Source organism: Psychrobacter sp. (assembly GCF_030454045.1).
Taxonomy (GTDB): Bacteria; Pseudomonadota; Gammaproteobacteria; order Pseudomonadales; family Moraxellaceae; genus Psychrobacter.
This window is the reverse complement of record NZ_JAKDJE010000057.1, coordinates 1-18,450: the sequence shown is the minus strand read 5'-3', so window position 1 is coordinate 18,450 and position 18,450 is coordinate 1. Positions and strand designations below refer to the sequence as shown.

The following is an 18,450-nucleotide window of genomic DNA, read 5'->3' as shown; positions in this document are numbered from 1 at the left end:
ATGACTAAACTTATCATTTTTAACACCGAATCGCCTAAAAAATAGTCGCTGTCAGGGCCATGGTCGAATGTTCAACACGCCCTAATATTATCACAGTTAAGTGAGATGGCAGCGACGTATGGCACAACTATGAGAAAACATACGCTCAAAACTATGTTACAGTTCCTATTCAGCTCCCTCCCCTGTCATTTATAAGAGGAGCACCCCATCACTAATAAGAAAAAGGATACCTGATGAGCGCATTACAACAATTACGTACCATGACGACCATCGTTGCCGATACAGGCGATTTGGCTGCTATCGCTCGCCTCAAACCAATCGATGCCACCACAAACCCAAGCCTTATCACCAAGGCCATGATCCAACCTGACAACCAAAGCATGCTATCAGAAACCATGAGCCGCCATAATGGCGATGTCGATGCAGTGATTGATGCGCTGACCATTCAAGTTGGCTGTGATATTTTGGCACTGATTGAAGGGCGCGTGTCTACCGAAGTCGATGCGCGTTTGTCTTACGATACTGGGGCGACGATAGATAAAGCACTGGCGTTTATGGATGCCTACCAAAAAGCGGGGGTAAATCCAGAACGCGTATTGATCAAGATGGCAGCGACTTGGCAAGGAATTGAAGCGGCGCGTTACCTTGAAACCCAAGGCATTCACTGTAATTTGACGCTACTATTTGGTCAGCATCAAGCCATTGCCTGCGCGGACGCTGGTGTCACGCTTATATCACCTTTTGTAGGACGTATTTTGGACTGGCAAAAGCGTCAACAAAACCGCCAAAACGTGCCAGCGTCTGAGGATATGGGCGTACAATCCGTCAAACGCATTTATCAATATTACAAGCAGCATGGCTACCAGACACAAGTCATGGGCGCAAGTTTTCGCTCGACTGAGCAGATAGTGGCGCTTGCAGGGTGTGATTTACTGACTATTGCACCCAACCTCATTGATGATCTGGCAGCAATGGATATCGATGTGCCTCGTCAATTATCGCCGAGCATGTCCATGGATATGCAAGCGATGACTCAAGTGAGCCTAACACACGAAGCGTTTAGCGCTGCCTATCAGCAAGATAAGGTTACGCAAGACTTATTACCGAAAGGAATTGATGGTTTTATCGGAGCGCGTGATGAGCTTGCTCAGACATTAGCGGCTCTGCGCGAGTAATAAAGCAGGCACAGCCAATACTCATAACACACAAAAGATATTTGCCTGCCCATAGTAAGTTGGCTATCATGAGCGACTTCAAATACCAAGAAGCAAGGCTTAAGTATGAAACGGCTATCAATGTTATTGGCAGGCAGTGTTTTAGTGACCAGCGCCCATGCAGTCAATTGGGTGGAAGTGACTAAGAGTAACTCTGGATCGACGTTTAGCTTAGATGTTAACTCTATCGAACACTCTGACATCAACATCATAGACGAAAAAAACGTCGAAAATATCACAGTCTCTATGCTAAAAACCTACCCTACATCAAAAGAGACACAAAAAGAAAAAGGGACAGACACAGGCACAACAAAAGAGAAAAGTATTCATCATAGCGATCAGCAATTACTGATTTCATGTAAAGACTTCAGCTATTATAAAAGGGCTTACGTCGATTATAATGCTGATAATAAAGTCCTCAAATCGTGGCAATCAGAAAAACCCATTCTGACCACCAAGGACTTTATTATCACCGTACCAAAAAGTGTTGGTCGTACATTGATTGAGTACGCCTGTAAAAGCTATGAGGACAGTAAGCTTTCATAAGCACCCCTCATTATTTCTAACACAGCAGACAAAAAAAGCGCCCTGATCATTTTCAGGGCGCTTTTTTATAGAATAAAACTCTTAAAATCTTTAACTTTACGCGGTCAATACCGTATAGACAGGGACGGGAAACGCGCCATGCAAATCCACCAAATCTAATAATACCAATGCGCCAACCACCGTATGATTTGCCGATTGGCACAGCTCATAAGCTGTCGTTAGGGTTCCGCCAGTCGCCAAGATATCATCGACCAGTAGCACACGCTCAGGTGGCAAATTATTTTGCATCTCAAGCGTGTCTTTGCCATACTCAAGCGCATAGGCCTTATTGGCAACAGGTGGTGGTAGCTTACCTGGTTTACGCAGTAAAATCATACCCTTACCCAAGCGCCCTGCCAGCATACTTGCAAATACAAACCCGCGCGCCTCAACAGCCCCTAAGCAATCCACCTCATCCATCAGCCCCTCTGGCAACGCGGCAAGCAGCGCATCAATGACAGCATCCACATGACTGCGCAGTAACGGGGTAATATCATAAAAATCAATGCCAGCTTTTGGAAAGTCTGGTACTGTGCGAATAATCTGCCAAAATGGATGGTCAGTATTGAGCATTGGAGTCGTCTCATTTTTGATAGTGGCAGATGTGGCGGCGTTAATACTCATGAAAACCCTTAGCTTGTATATGTTATATGGCTTAGACAATAGTTAGACACTGATAGATCAACAGGCAATTATGGCTGACAGTGTCAATTTAGCGGCCGTTATTATAGCATGATTGGCTTTTTTGTGGCGGCTTATAGCCCAAGATCGTACTTCGCTTCGACACGACGGTTCAGATGATGGACTTGATAAAAGATAAGTCATCTCAATATACAAGTGTAAACTTAACTATGAAAACAACGGTTATATGCTAAACTACGTGCGCTTTTGCGGTCTAATATAATGACGGCAAGGCAACCTATAAGCGTTTATGACGCACTATAACACTGGTAATGATCGATAGGACTACTTATGAAACGTTATGAATGTATTGTCTGCGGCTGGATATATGATGAAGCGCTTGGCTGCCCTGAAGAAGGTATTGCTCCTGGCACCAAATGGGAGGATATCCCTGATGACTGGACTTGCCCTGAGTGCGGTGTCGGCAAGCTCGATTTTGAGATGCTTGAGCTGTAGTCGTTGACTCTCTAATTAGGACACTTCATGACAAAATCAAATGACATCAATAGTGCCAAATTGCCTGAAAACCCAGAGAGCCATCTAGACAGTGCTCTAGACAACTACCCCACGCCTGAATGGCAACGGTTTGGGGAACATCAGTGGCGCGACTCTGATCTTAGCCAGCACTTACATCAGGCGATGATTGATATTGGTGATGGCATCGAGCTGTGTGTCGAAGCAGGCGGTAACCCTGACAACCCACCTCTACTGATGGTCATGGGGCTTGGTTCCCAAATGATATTTTGGCCAGACAATTTTATGAAGCGTTTTATTGATGCTGGTTTTTTTGTGATCCGTTTTGATAATCGCGATATTGGCTTATCATCTAAAGTACAGATCGAAGGCCTGCCCCGTATTAATCAGCTCAAAATGATGGTGCGTTTGCAAACGGGTCTATCGAATAAGAGCACTCAGGTGGCTTATAACCTCACTGACATGGCAGAGGATACCGCGCGCTTGATCAAAGCGCTAAAGCTTGGAAAAACGCATCTGCTTGGTGCCTCCATGGGCGGTATGATCGCTCAGATCGTGGCGGCAAGGTATCCAAGCTTAGTACAGCGTATGGCGCTGATGTTTACTACAACCAACCGTGCGTTTTTAAAGCCCCCAAAACCCAAGCAGCTATACACCCTTATCAACCGTCCAGAGAGTCACTCTGAGCGTGATATCGTACGTCATAGCGTCTGGTTTATGAAAACGGTTGGCACCCCAGGGCATGTTAATGTACGTATGGTTCGTGAAATCGCCAAAATTCGCTACCAGCGCAATTTTCACCCGTTAGGTACAGTACAGCAGCTTAATGCCATTTTGGCATCAGGCTCTATTAGCCGCTTTAGTAAGCAAGTCAAAGCACCGACTATCGTACTACACGGGAGCGCGGATGGCCTGCTGCCGCCATCACAAGGTCGAGTGGTGGCAAAAACCATTCCTAATGCCAAGTTTCATCTGATCGAAGGCATGGCGCATGATATTCCAGAATATTATCAGCCTTATATGGTCGATTTGATCAGCAACCATCTGTTAGATAAGTAATATTGACCTGCCAAAATCTTGCGAAAAAGCCATAAAAAAGAGCGCAAACCCTATTAATCGTTGATAGGATTCACGCTCTTTTTTTATAGCAGTATTAACTGTAGCATTACCCACAACTGACACCAGCACCTGTTGTATCAATACACATTTTATTGCCATTTTTTAGGTTGCCAATCCATGCTTTGCCGTCCGTAAAGACAAACGAGCGCTTCCCTTTGTATGTATCGTTGACCACGACCCCATCGTCAGTGAAACGAAAAGGAATCACTAGCTCACCGCCCAGATTGACAAAGCCCCACTCATTGCCAATACGCACGCCTGCCAACTCCTCAGAGAATGGGCGAACCTCATCAAACGAATAGGTAATCATGGTCACCTCATTGTCATCAACAAACCCCCATTTTCCCTCTTGCTGACGGGGCTGCAACGTCGTAAAACGCGTCAGCTCAGGTGAGTTTGATGATGCATTGCCACTACCTGTCAAAGCAGTCGACTGTCTGGCCGATGTGCGCGCATCCTGAGCGTTTGGATCACGGGTCTCATTGCCGTTCTTGTCCAACCAACTTATCGCACGGTTTTTGCGGACACGCGCGACCCCATTACGATAGTCGTCAATCTCATCAATAGCGGCTGAAAACGGAACCACAGTGCTGCTAGAGGTATTAATAACCCCAAACTTACCGTCTTTTTTGACCACAATACGGCCTTCAGATACAGGGCGTGCCCATCCTTGACTCTCTGAAAGCGTATCGTATATTGCAGGCACCACTTCACGACCTTGCATATTTAGATAGCCAACCTGACGGCCGCGTACAACAGGTAGGAGGCCGCCTGCTATTTTGTCGGCTGCGACTTTTTGATAGCGTGATAAGTCAACCACCTTTTTACCTTTGCTATTGAGTAAAGCGACAGGCGCGCCAAAGTCTTTGATCGCCAAAAAATAACCACTATTAGACGTACAAGAGACATTTTTATAGTAGCTTTTTGGCAGCTTACAACTGGCCGCTTGAGCGCTGGACATCAAAAAAAACGCACTAGCAACAATGCCAATAGCAAAATAAAATGGCGACACTTTCAGAGTTGATTGAAAGCTCACATCTGATGGTGTTTTTGACAAAGAATATCGAAGCATAAGTAGACCTGGGCAGATAGTATAGATGGTTTGATACAGCGAATCGGTGATGAATTCTTTTATAAGATGCTAGATTAACAAATTGCGGTATCCACGCCAACGCCATTCCTGTAAGGATGTGACTCGATTATATAGGAGATGTTGCATCCTCATCATCGTGCTACATAAGTAGCGCGTAAGGGTCAGATGATAACTTTGTGACTATACAAAGCCCTTTATACTATGCACCCTACTCGCACTTCGCTTGCTTTTATCGATGATAGTATTGTCTGCCATAACGATTTCTCTTATAACCAGAATAATTTTCGGTTTTACCATTTCATTTTTTACTCAAAACCCTGACAATATGCCTTTGATCAATTCAAATTTTCATCCAGCAATATAAGAATAATAATATAAGGACGTCTTATGGCAACTGCTTCTTCACGCACTGCCCCTATTAGCTTAGTCATCGGTTGTATTATCTTTGGTTTGGGCAGTCTGATCGTCGCTCATGTCGATATTGGTGGCTGGGCAATGTCATTTTGGCGACTGGCCATCTCTGGGGTTGTATTCGCTATTTTGGCCAAAGCCATGGGGCAGCGTCTGCCACAATCCAGACGTGCTATTTTTTATAGTTTGTTATCAGGTGCATTTTTAGGCTTAGATTTGGCGCTTTGGCATGAGAGTATTTATGCCGTTGGTCCTGGCATCTCCACCCTACTCAATAGCTTACAAATCTTTTTCTTGGCAGCGATTGGATTTTTATATTTTAATGAGCGCCAATCGATTGTGCAGATTATTAGCTTATTTTTGGCAATGCTGGGTGTCGCTATGATAGGCAGTCCAGAATTTGCACACAATACCGCTGCTACTTGGGGATTTGTCACAGGCATCGTATCGGGCGCGATGCTGGCAGCTTCCATGACTTTTATTCGTAAAACGCATGATACTGAGCCAACACCGATATTTATGTTGATGCAATTGATTAGCATAGGCGGTGTCTTAGCGATGATTGTGCCGATGTTTGTATTTGATACAGGTCATATTTTGCCCAATACATGGTCTGAGATTGGTTGGGTGCTTATCTATGGTACGGTCATGCAGTGCTTGGCATGGGGACTAATCGCTTACTCTATTCCTAAGCTTTCTTTGGCATTGACGGGTCTGTTATTGTTAACTGAACCCATCGCCGCTTTGGTTATTGACTATAGCTGGCTGGACAAACCTATCAATGGCTTACAATGGGGCGGCGCCTTGTTAACCATGTTTGCTATTTATTTAGGGTCACTAAAACCAAAACCACGCGCCCTACGCCGCTATCGATTTTTTTCAAGGTTTTATAAGCGAGACTATAAGTAATTAAGTAGTATTGATACGATTGTCTCACGCAGACATTTAATAAAAAACGCCCATACTATTCATAGCATGGGCGCTTTTTGTTGACGCTGTAAATACACTGATAAAGCCTTTTTAACTTGTCTCAATATTTAAGACTCAAACAACTGACAGATTGATTATTTGGCCAACGATGAAGGCACGGTTTTGGTCTCGCCACTTTGGTTAAATAAGGCATTTAGCAAGATAGCAGCCAACGTAGCGGTGCCGATACCACCCAAATCAAAGCCGCCTAAATGCAAGCTAAAATTGCCCGTACCCATGATGATAGTCACCGCAGCAATAATCAAATTGCTGTTTTTGCTAAAATCAATGTGGCTGTCAATCCAAATTTTTATCCCAGCCACCGTAATCAAACCAAACACCACGATAGACGCACCGCCCAACAAAGCCGCTGGTATCGTCTGAATAATGGCGCCAAACTTTGGTGACAATCCTAGTATGATCGCAACCAAACCTGCGACGACAAAGATCGTCGTGCTATATACCTTGGTGACAGCCATCACCCCGATATTTTCAGCATAGGTGGTCACGCCCGTACCGCCAAATCCTGCCGAAAAAGTCGTTGCCAAACCATCTGCCAAAAATGCTCTGCCCATATATGGGGTGACGCGAGCCTTTGTCATACCTTCGACGGCTTTGAAGTGACCTAAATTCTCAGCCACCAAAATAAAGGCGACAGGCGCAATTAAAATAATAGCGCTCATCTCAAAGCGCGGGGTATGAATGCTTGGCAGGCCAAACCACGAAGCCGCAGCGACTGCGCTAAAATCGATGGCCGTACCAAAACCTAAGATGTTGGTCATCACAAAATAAGCCACATAGGATAATACCAATCCTACCAACAAGAGCAGACGGCGTAGCATACCGCGGGTAAATACCGCCACACCACTGATAAGCAGCACGGTCAAAGTAGCCATCCAAGCATCAAATTGGTTGGCAGAAACCCCTTGGATCGTAACTGGGGCTAAGTTGAGGCCGATAATCATAACGATGGCACCCGTCACGATAGGCGGCATCAAGCGCTCAATCCAGCCTGTGCCAGTTTTCATCACAAGCAAACCAATCAGCGCATAAATAATACCGCAGGCCATGATACCGCCTAGCGCCACATTCAAATTTTCATTAAATCCTGCGCCTGCATAAGCAGTCACTGCAATCACCGGACCGATAAAAGCAAAGCTTGAGCCCAAGTAGCTTGGCATACGCCCACCCGTGATCATAAAAAACATCACCGTACAGATACCAGACATCAAAATGGCCAAATTAGGATCAAATCCCATCAGTAGTGGTGCCAGCACCGTTGCACCAAACATGGCAAACGTATGTTGTATACCAAGCAACACACTCTTTGATGGTGGCAAATAATCATTGATGCCTACAGGATCGCGATCCAAGTCACCTTTGTAAGGTCGCCATGTTGGAAACCAACGACCATTGTCAAAATCCGGATTGTGAGGATAGTGGATGGCTGCTGAATCAATGCCTGCAGCTTCCAATGCATTGTGAGCTGACTGATTTTGAGCGCTGTTGTCTGAAGCTGATGAGGGGTCTTTTTGAGATGGCATGCGCGCTTGTCCTATGTGAGCTGAGGTAATAGGCTAAAATAATGGAAAAAGTAAAAACGGTGCGAAATTGGGAGGATAGTAGCGAACGCGATAGAAGTCGTAAACAATATAAATAAGCACTATCGTCTTCTATCGATAATATGTCATCCCAATTCATTCATTTATGTTGTAATATGACAAACCAAAAGTATTATTTGGTATGATAGCCAGTTCTTGGCTGGTTGTATTAGATCACTATGTATAACCAAAGATACTGTGTGATCAAAAGCACGTTTGCTCTTCTACCAACCAGCCTATTTAATAGCGATATTGACTTACAGGATGTTACATAGTCGTTGACTCCGAGCATGATAGCGGAGTTTCAAAACAAATAAAAGTGATTATTCAGTCACCATCTGTACTCTTTAATAGCAATATTTTTATAGACGGTCGCTCACAAGTCTTCTGTAGTGGGACTTGAGAGTGACGACTGTCTATTATATTTTTAATAAAAGTACTTAATACAGTCATGACGACTGCTTGAGTCCTTGAATTTTTCGGTAACTTATTATGATTAGTATTTTTGATTTGTTCAAAATCGGAATTGGCCCATCAAGCTCACACACAGTCGGGCCGATGGTCGCAGCCAACTTGTTCTTGGCATCGCTCACTGAGCAAATGGCGCTCACAGCTGTCGCTCGCATTAAAATCGAGCTTTATGGCTCGCTGGCGGCGACAGGAAAAGGGCACGCAACAGATACTGCCATATTGTTAGGGTTACTTGGTCATACGCCTAGTACGATCGACACACGTATGACCAGTAACTATTTATCACCTATTTTTTCTGACAGAATATTAAACGTCTCAAGCACACATACGATTGCGTTTGATACCGAGCAAGATATCTATTGGCACGATGATACTGTCCTGCCCTATCACCCTAACGCACTGACGCTTCGTGCTATATCGACTGATGGCACTCGTTATCAGCAGACCTATTATTCGATTGGCGGCGGTTTTGTTATCAATGAAGAAGACGCCACCGATCCAGATGAAGACCATGCCAGCCCAACGATCAATAGCGTCCCTTATCCTTTTAATAATGCAGCAGAGCTACTAGAACAATGCCGTCAGCATGACTTGAGTATTAGCGAATTGGTACTGGCAAATGAATGCCACTTCCATGATAAAGAGACAGTGTTTGCCTACTTAGATAGTATTTGGGCAGTGATGCAAGACTGCGTCAAACAAGGCTGTGAAAACGGTGGCATTCTGCCAGGTGGTCTGGATGTCAAACGCCGTGCACAAGATCTGCACATGCAGCTTTCTGCGGAAAAGGACCAACCTGTCACCAACAATGACAAATTGGCAGCCATGGACTGGGTAGACTTGTACGCCCTCGCCGTCAATGAAGAAAATGCCAATGGTGGCAAAGTCGTTACCGCACCCACCAATGGCGCGGCAGGTATCATTCCTGCAGTATTGCATTATTATCGCGACTTTTTGCCTAATTATAGCGAAGATGGCGTCCGTAAATTTTTATTAAATGCCACCGCTATCGGTAGCCTCATCAAGCAAAACGCTTCCATCTCTGGTGCTGAAGTTGGCTGTCAAGGTGAAGTGGGGTCTGCCTGTGCGATGGCAGGATCTGCATTGGCAGAAGTCATGAATGGGACACCAGCCAAATGCTTGAATGCAGCAGAAATTGGCATTGAACATAACTTAGGTCTCACCTGCGACCCTATTGGTGGACTGGTGCAAGTCCCATGCATTGAGCGCAACGCCATGGGTGCGGTCAAAGCCATCAATGCAGCACGTCTGGCTTGTAGAGGAAATGGTCAGCATTTTGTCTCTTTAGATAAGGCTATAGAGACGATGAAACAAACAGGAGCTGATATGTCTGATAAGTATAAAGAGACGGCTCGTGGCGGCCTCGCTGTTTATGCCGACAACCGAATTCCTACTGCCACGCGCGGCGTCAGTGTGAACTATAGTCAATGTTAAACTAATAGACAGTATTGCTAATTATGCAAACTTGTCATGGCAATAACGACAATAAAAAAGGCCGCTACGATAGTAGCGGCCTTTTTATAGGGATCAGATCTATATTACTCAGCTGTTTTTGATACCACTTCGTTTAGAATCCATACTGGCTTAACCATGTTAGAGCCTTCAGCAGTCACTGCTTCTTGACGCACATCTAAGACATAACGGTAGTTTGGCTCATAAGTGAAGCCTTGAATGTTACCATTTAGCGTCGTGTAGTTTTTTTGATGAGACTGGCGATACTGTAAGCACTGTGATTCGACCGTCGTACCGTCTGTTGCAGTCAGATCACAAACTGCTTTGCGCGGGGCAACTTCTACCTCAAAACTTGGGATGTTGACCACTTTTACATTCATAGGCTGGCCTTCTACGACCATTGTACGCTCATTGTCCATGCTCATAGTAGAGCAACCAGTTAGAGCAAAAGTTGTCATCAACGCTGCAAGTGCTAATCTTTTCATTATTCAATCCTCAGATAATTGGTAATAATTCTTCATTTTCTATCTAAATTTATTATTTTAAAAACTCTACTGCATTTCTTCATACAACAAAGCTTCTTTCTACCATGATGATATTTAGAGTCACGCTAATTGAAATCTCTAGCCAGCTTTACTAGCGGTGTAGTGAATATCATCTGTTTACCCCAGCAAGTATAGGTCGCAACTCACCTTACTCTCTATAACTGCTTTGTAAAGTAACGTCAGCTTTTGCAACTGTTGTTAATACTACGTATTGAATAGCAGAGTAATTTGATAACAGCTTAGTATTAGACACAAAAAAGCCAGAGCAATCATTACTCTGGCTGTTTGGCGATATTTAAAAAGTTACTAAACAATAGGAGCTAGCTGCGATAGTCCGCGTTGATTTTGACGTAATCGTATGACAAATCGCAGGTATACACCGTATCGCTAGCATCACCACGAGCAAGATCAATGTGAATGGTAATCTCAGCGCGGCTCATGACGGCCTTACCTGCCTCTTCTGTATAGCTGGGCGCGACACCGCCATTTTGACAAATCATCACCTCATCCAAATACACATCAACTTGCTCGGTGTCTAGGTCATCAATACCAGCATAACCGACGGCTGCTAGGATACGCCCCCAGTTTGCATCACTCGCAAAGAATGCGGTTTTTACCAGTGGTGAATGCGCCACAGCATAAGCCACATCGCAGCACTCTTGCGTGGTCTGCCCGCCACTCACTTTAACCGTCATAAACTTGGTCGCCCCTTCACCATCACGCACGATAAGCTGCGCTAGGCGTACAAAGACGTCGCGCAGTGCATCAAAAACGGCCTGATAATGCGGATGCGCTGGACTATCAATCACCTCTGAGCTGGCAGCACCTGTCGCAATCAACACGCAGCAGTCGTTGGTCGATGTATCCCCATCAACGGTAATACGGTTAAACGACTGCTCATTGATAGCGCTTAGCATCTCTTGCAATAAGTCGGCCGCGATATTGGCATCGGTTGCGACATAACCCAGCATAGTCGCCATATTTGGACGTATCATGCCTGAGCCTTTTGACATGCCAGTGATATGATAGCTAGTACCTGCAACGTCGACTTTTTGGCTTGCAAGCTTAGGGATAGTATCTGTCGTTCGGATACCGTTAGCAGCAGCCAACCAGTTATCAGAGGCTAAGTTTGCTAGCGCATCGTCTAAACCTGCAATGACCGCGTCACTATTTAATGGCTCGCCAATCACGCCAGTAGAAAATGGCAGTACTGTATTAGCCTCTACGCCAGCTTTTTCAGCCAAGGCAATACAAATTTCAGTAGCGCGGCGTTTACCATCAGCGCCCGTCCCTGCGTTTGCATTACCTGTATTGGTTACCAGATAACGCGGACTAGCCTTGGTAAAGTGCTCACGTAATATACGTACAGGCGCGGCGCAAAATGTATTTTTAGTCGTGACAACTGCGGTCGAGGCCTGTTCAGCGATTTCAATCACGACCAAATCATCACGATTTTTATAACGTACGCCCGCGGCAGTTGCGCTCAGCTTAATGCCATCAATGGGATAAATAATATCAGGTACTGCTACGTTTCCAACAGACATAGTAAAATCCTTATTTTCAATTTTTATCGTTGTTTTTAGAGGTAATGTGATAAACATCATATAAATATTACGGTTTTTTTAGATCAAATGCCGACCAAATGGGTGCATGGTCAGAGGGTTTTTCCATAGCGCGTAGCTCATAGCTGATGCCAGCATCGATACATCCACTAACGAGGTCTGATGTGCATAAAATATGATCGATACGTAAACCGCGCTTGGGTTCATCATTAAAGCCGCGACTGCGATAATCGAACCAACTGTATAATTCGGTACTCTCTGGATAATGCAAACGGTACGTATCGGTCAACTCACGCGACATCAATGCTGAGTACCATTCGCGTTCCTCTGGCAAAAATGAGGTTTTTCTATTTTTTAACCAGCGCTTGGCATTGACCTCACCGATACCGATATCAATGTCTTCTGGTGCAATATTCATGTCACCCATGACAATGATCGAACGACCTTCTGCCTTTAGTGTATCAATATAAGCCATTAAATCTGCATAATAAGCACGCTTCATCGGAAATTTGGTCGGATGGTCTTGGCTCTCTCCTTGTGGAAAATAACCATTGAGCACATCCACTTCACGCCCTTCAAGCTCATAGCGTGCATGTATAAAACGCTTTTGTGCTTCAGCATCTTCGCTAGGAAAACCTTTTTGTACAAATATAGGCGCCACTTTTGACAGTAATGCCACGCCATAATGTCCTTTTTGCCCGAAATACTCTACGTGATATCCTAGAGCTTTTGTGTCATCAAGTGGAAATTGATCGTCATGGACTTTGGTCTCTTGTAGACCCATGACATCAGGATCGATTACCTCGCGCACTGCCTCAAGCTGATGCTGGCGAGCGCGGATACCATTGATATTAAAACTGACAAAACGGGTCATAAACTGTCCTATACTGATTGGTTAAAAGACTGTGCTGATATAGATGAGTCTGATACAAAAGCCTATGATAACAGACCTAGGCTGCCCTAGCTGTTGCATGGCCTTATATCTTGAGCTAGAGTAGCGCTTATTATAAATATAATAGAGACTATTTTTTGTCGGGTTTCTTATTTGCCCACATATATAAATTACGTTCGCTAAACAACCTTTATCAAAAATACTGAGCCCGTTATGACGACAACTGAGCATAAAAATACAAATACAGCCGTAAATAACGACATTGAACCACTATTTACTAAAGATTATAACGTCTACATCAACCATACGGATGCAGGCGGCATCGTTTATCATGCCAACCATCTGGTGTTTTTTGAGAACTGCCGCCGTGATTGGTTTACCAAGCTGGGTCTAAACGGTTATTTTTTGCAAACTGATGATGGCGACATACAGCATTTTGTCGTGAGTCAGGCAGATTTACAATACAAGAGAGCCATTCTCTTAGATGAAATCATTACTGTATGTATTGATAAAGTGGAGCTAAAACCTGCCAGCATCATATTCTATCAAAGCATTCGCCGTAGCACATCAGATAATAGCGCTACAGACAAAACCACTAGCCAGATATTAAGTAGCACTAAGATCGTCATTGCTTGTGTACAAAACCTTGTCAAACCAGAGCCGATGGCTAATAACGAAACAAATAGCGCTCAACCTGACAACGCAGTAAATACCACACCCATGCGACCTATCCGTGTACCAAAAGAATTACGAGATGCCATTGAACAAGCCATTAGCGAGCAGATGAATCACTAACCTCTCTATGAGCATTGATACCAAAAAGCCTTTGTTTCGATTTGACGACCTCTGGGTACACAGCAGACGGACAGTCAACACGCATCATTCTGAGCGTCACAATGGTGAACAAGCAAAAGGCGTTGCTCCGTATCGTCTTTATCAAAGCTGGTCGAACAAACGCCAAAAACGTGTGTTAGTTAAGAATCTATCATCGCCCCACCAAGCACTGATAAAGGGTGTGAGCGGTGAGCTTTTGTCAGGACAAATCACCGTGTTGACAGGGGCTTCTGGTAGTGGCAAATCTGTCCTTTTGCGGGTGCTGGCAGGATTGTTGCCGATGAGCACTGGTGATATTCATTTGCGTAGTGATACCACGCCACATCAGCGAGATGAAAGCATTCACGCCACATCGCCAATTACTTGGCGCAAGCAAGTGGCGCTGCTTGCTCAACAGCCACAGCTGTTAGAGGGCAATGTCCTTGATAATTTAAAGATGCCTTATGCTTTAGACGCGCATCAGACCCAAAGTTTTGATATAAACTGGCATTTGACCCAACTTGCGTCTTTGAATAAAAATGCAGACTTTTTGCAACAAGAGGCCAACCACTTATCAGGTGGTGAGCGTCAGCTGGTCAATACCTTACGCCTACTACAACTCAATCCGCGAGTACTATTACTAGATGAGCCAACCGCCGCGCTAGATATCGACACCTCAGCGCAGTTGGTCAGCTTGCTGATGAGATGGTTGCAGGCCAACAGGCAGCGCTCGTTATTATGGGTAACTCACGATACCAAAGAGATTATGTCATTGGCCAGTAGACATTGGCATATGCAAGCAGGTGTACTAACCGAAGCGCTCTAGGGCACGATATGATGCTCAAAAACTTGCTCGAAACCTTCATTACATCGTGCTCATGACATTACTGCCTTCCTTTATAATGAGCCCCCTCAACGGTATGAATCATATGCAAGTATTTTTAACTTACAGTGATATTGCGCTTGCCAGCAGTCTGATTATCATCGTATTACTCATATCATGGCAGCTGCGTTTGAAGCTGACGAGCACACTCTTAATGGCCGCTGTTCGTACTATCGTGCAGCTGAGCTTTATCGGTCTGATACTGGCATGGATTTTTGCCCGTGAGCAGTGGTATGAGGTCCTGCTGATTTTGACCATTATGACCCTGATTGCAGGAGGTGCTGCCAAAAATCGTGTCAAACGCAGCTATAAAGGATTGTTAAGCGATACTCTGATAGCCTTAGGTACCTCAGCGACACTGGTCACTGCGGTAGCGATGATAGTTATCCTAAGAGTGCAGCCTTGGTATACGCCGCAATTTATTATTCCTATACTGGGCCTGATACTAGGCAACTCTTTGACTGCCATCTCCTTAACCAGCAATCAGCTGATTGAAACTTTTCATGAGCAGCAAGGGCGCATTGAGATGATGCTAAGCCTTTCAGCTCGACCATTTGAGGCCGTCCATGAGCAGATTCGTGCCGCAATCACAAATGGCATGACCCCAACGCTCAACTCTATGCTAGTCGTCGGTATCGTCAGCTTACCTGGCATGATGACCGGTCAAATACTGGCTGGTGCTGATCCCACCCAAGCGGTCCGCTATCAGATAATCACGATGTTTTTGATCTGTGTGAGTAGCACACTTGGCTGTACCATCAGCGCGTTGCTCATTTATCGACGCTTTTTTAATAAGAACAAGCAGTTTATTCTGCCTCATTGATACCATTTTCTCTTTGCATGACATTCATCTTATTGACCATCAAACGTTGCCAGCTTAGCGACTTGCACCATGGATGAGTCATATCCATTTTAATACTTACGCAATCACCTCTCTGTTTTCTCAATAAATCCTTATACCCTATTGACACGTTTGACTCACTCAAAAACTTATCTTGCGGTGGCAAATTTCTTATACATCATATACCTGCTGTAATGTTCATTTTTATCTATGTACTGATCAGTCTTGCTTTGTATTATTGTCTTAAACTTCATTCATGCTAATGTATTGCTTACATGTATCGTTTTTTTGATACCTTGGTTGTAAGACAAGATAGCTTTTATTTGAAACACAGATTGTTTTTATTAGTCGCTTATCTAACCATTTAATTCGTTTGCTAACTCGCCGCCTTGACTGCTCTAAATTTTACTGATCCATAAGTAATCATCATGAACAGTCATAAGGTCGCGTTTGGTGGCTCAACAGAATTGGATCATTGCAACCACAGTAAGCAGTCAAAAACAAGGACGTTATCACTTCCATTATCTGGTTGATCTTATCCATACAGGTTTGTGATATTGACGCGTATATGACCGCTTATTTATAACCCTTTCACCCATATCAAACTGCAAGGACGCTGACTATGATGCCAAATAAACCTTGGCTGGACCAATATCCAGCAAGTGTACCAAAGACCATTAATCCTGATACTTATGGCAGCGTGATAGAGTTGTACGAGGAATGCTTCGAGCGCTTTAGTGGGCATCCGATGAGTATATGTATGGGCGTGACCCATACATACAACGACGTGAATAATGCTTCTTTGGCAATCGCAGCTTGGCTACAGGCTCAGGGGTTACCCAAAGGAAGTATCGTCGCGCTGATGATGCCAAACCTACCGCAATATCTACCGACGATGATTGGTATCTTACGTGCAGGCTACGTCTGTACCCCAATCAACCCACTCTATACAGGTCGTGAGCTACGTCATCAGCTAAATGATTCAGGCGCTCAAGTGATTTTTGTGGTGGATAATTTTGCCCAAGCTCTTGAGCAAGTCGTCGATGAAACCGCCATCAAACGTATCGTCTTATCTAAACTTGGCGATATGATGGGACTTAAGGGTATGCTGGTGAATACCATCGTCCGTCAAGTCAAACGCTTGATACCCAAATATGAGCTCAACGATCCAAAGCATGAAGTCACAAAGTTCCCTGACGTGCTCAAGCAAGGCAAAACTTTGCCTTTTCATGCACCCAAAATGACTTTAGATCAATTAGCGATTTTGCAGTACACAGGTGGCACAACGGGTCTGTCTAAGGGCACGATATTGACCCAACGTAATATCGTGGCTGCGGCCTTGATGGCAGAAGCTTGGTATCGTCCGGTGACCTCAGACATCAATGAGGTGTATATCAATATGGTCATGGCATTACCGCTCTATCATATTTTTGCTTTTTCACTGAGCCTACTCGGTATGCGCTCAGGCTACACCTTTATATTGGTACCGAATCCGCGTGATATGCCAGGGTTTGTCAAAACCTTGTCAAAACAGCCTTTCCATATTTTCCCTGCGGTCAATACGTTGTTTAAGGGGCTGCTTGATACACCCTCTTTTAAAAACTTGAATTTTGCGCCATTACGTATCTCTCAAGCTGGTGGTATGGCGGCCACCAAACAAACAGCCGAGCGCTGGCTGGAGGTGACAGGCTGCCCCATGGTTGAAGGCTGGGGTATGACAGAAGGGGTCGCAGGCGGTACAGCGAACCTCGTCACCGATGACAAATTCAACGGTACAATTGGGATACCTGTCCCCAATGTTGACATCATTCTTATTGACGAAAATGGTGAGCGTGTGGGCACGCACCAAGCAGGTGAGATGTGTATCAAAGGTCCTAGTGTAACCTCTGGATACTATAATAGAGACAGCACTAATGATTTCACAAGCGACGGTTATTTCCGTACTGGCGATATCGCGAGTATGGATGAAAAAGGTTACTTTACCTTATTAGACCGTAAAAAAGACATGATATTGGTTTCAGGCTTCAATGTATTCCCAAGTGAGGTTGAATCTGTGATGCTAGACTGTGACGGGGTGATTGACTGCGCTGTGATTGGCATTCCTGATGAGCGTCAAGGTGAGGCAGTCAAAATCTATGTGGTTCCTGCAGACAATAACGTGACTAAGGAAGTGATTACAGATTTTGCATTAGACAATCTGACGGGTTATAAATGTCCGCGCTATATTGAATTTGTGAGTGATCTGCCAAAGAGTAATGTAGGTAAAGTATTACGTCAAAAACTGCGTGAGAAACATCATGCAGACCACCCTCAACAATAAGTAACTTCTCTTGAAAAAAGCGCCCTATATCAATAATAGGGCGCTTTTTTGTTGCGCCTATTTGCTTTGAATATCTCATTGAAAGATAAATGTATCGAGCACAAATTTTTATCTACTCTGATCAATTCTGAATACCCTTCACTCTCCAACATATATTTTTTCCTATATCAAACCCAAATATAAACTATCAAGTTCTCGTATGCCTGTAACGAGTTTAGTTGTAGTTATGTTAATGTAAGCCCGCAATGTGTCACTAAGTTTTCTGTCGATTTAGATTAATCGAATATTGACTTTAGACACGTCAAAACTGTTGATTTGAAAGGTATTTCAATTTTAGAAACAGTAACCCGTTATTTAATCTACTCAGATGCTTATTTTTTAGTAGCTCATTCTTGGTAGTTAAATCAAATTTTATAGAGGACTCTGTACGTTAGCAGTATGTGAAAACAAGGTGTAATGGACATTATTCATGCTGGCGTAGGCTCTAAAGCTATATACTGTCT

Annotated in this window: 16 protein-coding genes; 10 read left to right on the top strand and 6 right to left on the bottom strand. The window is 44.3% G+C overall.

Annotation, left to right across the window (positions count from 1 at the left end; genetic code table 11):
• Positions 1–233 precede the first annotated feature (233 nt).
• Positions 234–1,175 (top strand): transaldolase, encoded by a 942-nt coding sequence (locus L0G63_RS10330; RefSeq protein ID WP_301450574.1) that lies wholly within the window; start codon positions 234–236, stop codon positions 1,173–1,175.
• 105 nt (positions 1,176–1,280) lie between these two features.
• Positions 1,281–1,760 carry a hypothetical protein gene (locus tag L0G63_RS10325; RefSeq protein ID WP_301450573.1) on the top strand — a complete coding sequence of 160 codons (480 nt, stop codon included), beginning with the start codon at positions 1,281–1,283 and terminating at the stop codon, positions 1,758–1,760.
• A gap of 96 nt (positions 1,761–1,856) precedes the next feature.
• Here L0G63_RS10325 and L0G63_RS10320 read toward each other — a convergent pair whose 3' ends face one another.
• The gene (locus tag L0G63_RS10320; RefSeq protein WP_301450575.1) at positions 1,857–2,372 is read right to left on the bottom strand and encodes an adenine phosphoribosyltransferase; all 516 of its coding nucleotides are present in this window, start codon (positions 2,370–2,372) and stop codon (positions 1,857–1,859) included.
• 399 nt (positions 2,373–2,771) lie between these two features.
• On the opposite strand from L0G63_RS10320, the gene L0G63_RS10315 reads away from it, so the two are divergent.
• Together L0G63_RS10315 and L0G63_RS10310 are read left to right on the top strand one after the other, a co-directional pair.
• Positions 2,772–2,936: a rubredoxin gene (locus L0G63_RS10315; protein WP_057759803.1), complete on the top strand. Its 165-nt coding sequence runs from the start codon at positions 2,772–2,774 to the stop codon at positions 2,934–2,936.
• 27 nt (positions 2,937–2,963) lie between these two features.
• Positions 2,964–4,013 carry an alpha/beta fold hydrolase gene (locus L0G63_RS10310; RefSeq protein WP_301450572.1) on the top strand — a complete coding sequence of 350 codons (1,050 nt, stop codon included), beginning with the start codon at positions 2,964–2,966 and terminating at the stop codon, positions 4,011–4,013.
• Positions 4,014–4,119: 106 nt separating this feature from the next.
• Here L0G63_RS10310 and L0G63_RS10305 read toward each other — a convergent pair whose 3' ends face one another.
• The gene (locus L0G63_RS10305; protein WP_301450571.1) at positions 4,120–5,145 is read right to left on the bottom strand and encodes a WG repeat-containing protein; all 1,026 of its coding nucleotides are present in this window, start codon (positions 5,143–5,145) and stop codon (positions 4,120–4,122) included.
• A gap of 408 nt (positions 5,146–5,553) precedes the next feature.
• Between L0G63_RS10305 and L0G63_RS10300 the strand changes: the two genes are divergently transcribed.
• Positions 5,554–6,486 carry a DMT family transporter gene (locus L0G63_RS10300; protein ID WP_301450570.1) on the top strand — a complete coding sequence of 311 codons (933 nt, stop codon included), beginning with the start codon at positions 5,554–5,556 and terminating at the stop codon, positions 6,484–6,486.
• 155 nt (positions 6,487–6,641) lie between these two features.
• On the opposite strand, the gene L0G63_RS10295 is transcribed toward L0G63_RS10300, so the two are convergent.
• Positions 6,642–8,090, bottom strand: coding sequence for a solute carrier family 23 protein (locus tag L0G63_RS10295; RefSeq protein ID WP_301450569.1), 1,449 nt, complete (start codon positions 8,088–8,090; stop codon positions 6,642–6,644).
• 549 nt (positions 8,091–8,639) lie between these two features.
• Here L0G63_RS10295 and L0G63_RS10290 point away from each other — a divergent pair.
• Positions 8,640–10,073: an L-serine ammonia-lyase gene (locus tag L0G63_RS10290; protein WP_301450568.1), complete on the top strand. Its 1,434-nt coding sequence runs from the start codon at positions 8,640–8,642 to the stop codon at positions 10,071–10,073.
• Between the two features lie 104 nt (positions 10,074–10,177).
• Here L0G63_RS10290 and L0G63_RS10285 read toward each other — a convergent pair whose 3' ends face one another.
• The 3 genes from L0G63_RS10285 to xthA form a co-directional block, all read right to left on the bottom strand.
• A complete protein-coding gene (locus L0G63_RS10285; RefSeq protein ID WP_301450567.1) occupies positions 10,178–10,576 on the bottom strand; it encodes a DUF4377 domain-containing protein in 399 nt (132 codons plus the stop codon).
• A gap of 380 nt (positions 10,577–10,956) precedes the next feature.
• Positions 10,957–12,180 carry a bifunctional glutamate N-acetyltransferase/amino-acid acetyltransferase ArgJ gene (argJ, locus tag L0G63_RS10280; protein ID WP_301450566.1) on the bottom strand — a complete coding sequence of 408 codons (1,224 nt, stop codon included), beginning with the start codon at positions 12,178–12,180 and terminating at the stop codon, positions 10,957–10,959.
• Positions 12,181–12,247: 67 nt separating this feature from the next.
• Complete coding sequence (gene xthA / locus L0G63_RS10275; RefSeq protein ID WP_301450565.1) at positions 12,248–13,072, bottom strand: exodeoxyribonuclease III; 825 nt, start codon at positions 13,070–13,072, stop codon at positions 12,248–12,250.
• A 231-nt stretch (positions 13,073–13,303) separates the two neighbouring features.
• Between xthA and L0G63_RS10270 the strand changes: the two genes are divergently transcribed.
• From L0G63_RS10270 to L0G63_RS10255, 4 genes are all read left to right on the top strand, one after another.
• Entirely contained in the window at positions 13,304–13,885 is a 582-nt protein-coding gene (locus L0G63_RS10270) for a hotdog domain-containing protein (RefSeq protein WP_301450564.1), read from the top strand.
• Between the two features lie 7 nt (positions 13,886–13,892).
• Positions 13,893–14,729 carry an ATP-binding cassette domain-containing protein gene (locus L0G63_RS10265; protein WP_301450563.1) on the top strand — a complete coding sequence of 279 codons (837 nt, stop codon included), beginning with the start codon at positions 13,893–13,895 and terminating at the stop codon, positions 14,727–14,729.
• Between the two features lie 103 nt (positions 14,730–14,832).
• On the top strand, positions 14,833–15,609 hold the full coding sequence (fetB, locus tag L0G63_RS10260; RefSeq protein WP_301450562.1) for an iron export ABC transporter permease subunit FetB: 777 nt from the start codon (positions 14,833–14,835) through the stop codon (positions 15,607–15,609).
• Positions 15,610–16,249: 640 nt separating this feature from the next.
• Positions 16,250–17,947, top strand: a complete 1,698-nt coding sequence (locus L0G63_RS10255; protein ID WP_301450561.1) for an AMP-binding protein — start codon at positions 16,250–16,252, stop codon at positions 17,945–17,947.
• Positions 17,948–18,450 lie beyond the last annotated feature (503 nt).